Origin of the sequence: Stenotrophomonas sp. HMWF003, assembly GCF_003061285.1 — a bacterium.
In the GTDB taxonomy this organism is placed as follows: Bacteria; Pseudomonadota; Gammaproteobacteria; order Xanthomonadales; family Xanthomonadaceae; genus Stenotrophomonas; species Stenotrophomonas maltophilia_AP.
Genome location: NZ_QAIW01000353.1, coordinates 1 through 969 on the forward strand (window position 1 = coordinate 1; position 969 = coordinate 969).

Sequence of the window (969 nt, forward strand, 5' to 3'; positions counted from 1 at the left end):
CTACCAGTGCGATGACGCCAGCAAGCCGGTCATCGTGGTGTTCTACAACGAACTGGACCCGCAGGCCGCAGTGGTCAGCCTGGGCAAGGACCAGGCCATCGTGTTCCCGGCCCAGGCCGCAAGCGGCAGCCGCTACACCCGCGAAGGCGTGGAGTTCTGGGAACACCAGGGCGAGGCCACGTTGGACTTCTACGGCACCACGCTGAGCTGCAAGGCCGCCGGTTGACGCCGGTGCGCTACCGCACCCGGCGGTAGCGCACTTCGTTCTGGCGATCGCCCACTTCGGTGGTGACGAAGCCGTCCCGGCTCTGGTTGATGTCGAACACGCTGCCGCCCACGTTGAGCTGGCCGCCGTTGACCCAGCCGCTCAGGTTCTGCCCGCGTGCCTGGGCGGACATGCGCCCATCGCTGTCGATCCGCATGCGGATGTCGGCACCGTAGATGGGGTTGTAGCCTTCGAACTCGCCTACCATCCAGCCCGGCACGTAGGAGCTGTGGCGCGGCCCCTGGTAGTTGTCGTCGTCGTAGCGGTCGTCCTGCTTGTTGGCGTTGTGCACCAGCGCGCCCAGGATGGCCGCGCCGATCAGCACGCCGGCGGCGACCTTGGCGTCGTGGTTGTCGCCGTGGTCGTCGTCGCGGGAGCCGCCGTCGTGTACGCGGAAGGTGGCGCGGCAGCCGTCATCCACCCACACCTGGCGGCGGTCATAGTCCCAGCTTCGGCCTTGCCGGCAGTCCGCCCCGGACAAGGTGCGCTCCAGGCTGACGTAGCCGGCGCGGGGCAGGTCGCACGACTGGTAGCGGTTGTTGCGGCTTTCGCAGGTCACCAGGTCATCGGCGCGCGCGTCGGCCATCGACGCGGCAAACAACAGCGGAGCGGTCAGCAACAGGCGGATCTGCATGGTGGCGGTTCCGGTGGCAGGGAAGCGTTGCACCGCTGGCCCGGGCGGGCGCGACAGCGGGCCGTCGAAC

The 969-nt window shown here is 68.7% G+C and carries 2 protein-coding genes; one reads left to right on the top strand and one right to left on the bottom strand.

Annotated elements, in window-relative coordinates:
• Nucleotides 1–226: MliC family protein (locus tag DBR34_RS14230; RefSeq protein WP_146186849.1), on the top strand; the 226-nt coding region annotated here is incomplete at its 5' end.
• 10 nt (nucleotides 227–236) lie between these two features.
• Here DBR34_RS14230 and DBR34_RS14235 read toward each other — a convergent pair.
• The coding region (locus DBR34_RS14235; RefSeq protein ID WP_258223942.1) for a DUF3011 domain-containing protein at nucleotides 237–969 on the bottom strand (733 nt) is incomplete at its 5' end.